This is a genomic window from Methylobacterium sp. WL103, from assembly GCF_008039885.1.
Taxonomy (GTDB): domain Bacteria; phylum Pseudomonadota; class Alphaproteobacteria; order Rhizobiales; family Beijerinckiaceae; genus Methylobacterium; species Methylobacterium cerastii.
The window spans coordinates 1-2,202 of sequence record NZ_VRUX01000658.1 but is presented as its reverse complement, the minus strand read 5'-3'; the positions used below and the strand labels follow the sequence as shown (position 1 = coordinate 2,202).

The following is a 2,202-nucleotide window of genomic DNA, read 5'->3' as shown; positions in this document are numbered from 1 at the left end:
GGCCCTGCAGGCCGGGGCGCTGGCCGGCGTCGGCGCGGGCGTCGTGCTCTCGGGCATCAGCTATTTCGGCCTCGCCTCGATTCCGAGCCGCTACGTGTTCTCGGTGACGAGCGCGCTGATCATCTTCCTCGCCGCCGGCCTCGCGGCGCAGGCGGCGCAGTTCCTGTCGAACGCCGGGATCGTCACCGGGCTCGACCAGATCCTATGGAACTCGTCCGGCCTGATCCCGGAGAACGGCTGGCCGGGCCGCGTGCTGCACGCGCTGGTCGGCTACACCGACCGCCCGACCGTGCTCCAGGGCATCGTCTACGTCGGGACGATCCTGGTGATGGTCGGACTGATGCAGATGACCGCCCAGAACAAGCGCCGGGCGCTGCGCACCGCCTGATTCGATCGCCCGGTCTATCCGGCCGGACGGTCCCTCCTCGCCATCGCGGGCTCGCCTTCGGCGCCCCGGGATGACCGGGCGGGTGCAGAGCAAACAAAAAGCCCGCCTCGATCGGATCGCGGCGGGCTTTCTCGTGCCGGGCTCCCTGTGCGGGAGCGGGCGGATCACTCGGCGGCGGGGGCGGCCTTCGCCTTGTCGGCCTTCGCCTTGTCGGCCTTGGAGACCTTGTTCTTGTCTGTGCGCTCGGCGATGCGGGCGGACTTACCGCGGCGGTCGCGCAGGTAGTACAGCTTGGCCCGGCGCACCTTGCCGCGGCGGACGACCTTGATCGAATCGATCAAGGGGCCGTGGACCGGGAACAGGCGCTCGACGCCCTCGCCGTAGGAGATCTTGCGGACGGTGAAGCTCTCGTTGAGCCCGCCGCCGGAGCGCGCGATCACCACGCCCTCGTAGGCCTGGACGCGGGTGCGCTCGCCTTCCTTGACCTTGACGTTCACGATCACCGTGTCGCCGGGCTGGAAATCGGGGATGGTCTTGTTGAGTCGAGCGACTTCTTCCTGCTCGAGCTGCTGGATGATGTTCATGAATAGCTCCGGCCGTCGCGCCGCGCCGCCCCGGATGGGCTTGCGGGCGTCAGGATTTCGGCATCCTGTTTTGAGTTGGCGCCGCGATACACCAAGTGCCCGCGCTTGTCGATTGCCGGCCCTGGTTGAGAAAATCACGTTCGCGGTCCACATGGAGGGCGGCGCGCATGCGCCGTTCCCGGCCGGCCTTGAACCGGCGCAGCGGACGAGGATTGTGTCAGATATGTTCATCCAGACCGAAGCGACCCCGAACCCCGCCACCCTGAAGTTCCTGCCCGGCCGGGTGGTGCTGCAAGAGGGCACCTTCGAGGCCAAGGATGCGGAGGGCGCCGCCCGCTCGCCGCTGGCGCAGCGCCTGTTCGACGTGCCCGGCGTCGCCGGCGTGTATTTCGGCCACGACTTCATCTCCGTGACCAAGGCCGACGGCGTGAACGAGTGGCCGCAGGTCAAGCCGGCGCTGCTCGGCGCGATCATGGAGCACTTCCAGTCCGGCGTTCCGGTGATGGCGGAAGGCGCGACGCAAGCCGAGGACGACGCGGAGGAGTTCTACGACGCGGCCGACCACGACACCGTGGTGACGATCAAGGACCTGCTCGAGACCCGCGTGCGCCCGGCGGTGGCTGGCGACGGCGGCGACATCACCTTCCGCGGGTACAAGGAGGGCGTCGTCTACCTGGAGATGAAGGGCGCCTGCTCCGGCTGCCCCTCCTCCACCGCGACGCTCCGGCACGGCGTGCAGAACCTGTTCAAGCACTTCCTGCCGGAGATCCGCGAAGTCCAGGCGGTCTGAGGCGGCCGGGCGCTTCCACCCGAAGCGCCCGTCACCCGAAGCACCCGTCACCCGAAGCGCCCGTGCAACACCTGCGCCCGAACCGCTCCGCGACGGCCGCCCCGCACTGACGGGCGCGGCCGTTTTGCCTTAGGCTCGCCCCTTCCTTCACAGGGTGAGCGGGAGCGAAGCCCCGGCGAACGGGAGTGGGCGTGCATATCCTGGCCATCGACACGGCACTCGAGCTCTGCTCGGCCTGCGTCGCCACCGAGACGACCGACGGCGTCGACCTGCTCGCGCAGGAATCGATGACGCTGGCCCGCGGCCACGCCGAGGCGCTGCTGCCCCTCGTCGAGCGGGTGATGGCCCGGTTCGCGGGCGGGTTCGAGGGCCTGTCGCGCGTCGCCGTCACCGTCGGCCCCGGCAGCTACACCGGCCTGCGCGTCGGCCTGTCGGCGGCC

General features: G+C 69.7%; 4 protein-coding genes. 3 read left to right on the top strand and 1 reads right to left on the bottom strand.

Going from position 1 to position 2,202, the window contains the following annotated elements; genetic code table 11:
- Positions 1 to 388: FTR1 family protein (locus FV222_RS23860; protein ID WP_187277448.1), on the top strand; the 388-nt coding region annotated here is incomplete at its 5' end.
- Positions 389 to 552: 164 nt separating this feature from the next.
- On the opposite strand, the gene rplS is transcribed toward FV222_RS23860, so the two are convergent.
- Positions 553 to 972, bottom strand: a complete 420-nt coding sequence (gene rplS / locus FV222_RS23855) for a 50S ribosomal protein L19 (protein WP_147754160.1) — start codon at positions 970 to 972, stop codon at positions 553 to 555.
- 223 nt (positions 973 to 1,195) lie between these two features.
- Between rplS and FV222_RS23850 the strand changes: the two genes are divergently transcribed.
- Positions 1,196 to 1,762 carry a NifU family protein gene (locus tag FV222_RS23850; protein WP_147754159.1) on the top strand — a complete coding sequence of 189 codons (567 nt, stop codon included), beginning with the start codon at positions 1,196 to 1,198 and terminating at the stop codon, positions 1,760 to 1,762.
- Positions 1,763 to 1,953: 191 nt separating this feature from the next.
- Positions 1,954 to 2,202, top strand: a 249-nt coding sequence (gene tsaB / locus FV222_RS23845) for a tRNA (adenosine(37)-N6)-threonylcarbamoyltransferase complex dimerization subunit type 1 TsaB (RefSeq protein ID WP_147815809.1), incomplete at its 3' end; no start/stop codon positions are given.

Excerpts from the sequence above, each read along its gene's own strand:
- rplS (WP_147754160.1), bottom strand. The coding sequence starts at position 972 with ATGAACATCATCCAGCAGCTCGAGCAGGAAGAAGTCGCTCGACTCAAC.
- FV222_RS23850 (WP_147754159.1), top strand. The coding sequence starts at position 1,196 with ATGTTCATCCAGACCGAAGCGACCCCGAACCCCGCCACCCTGAAGTTC.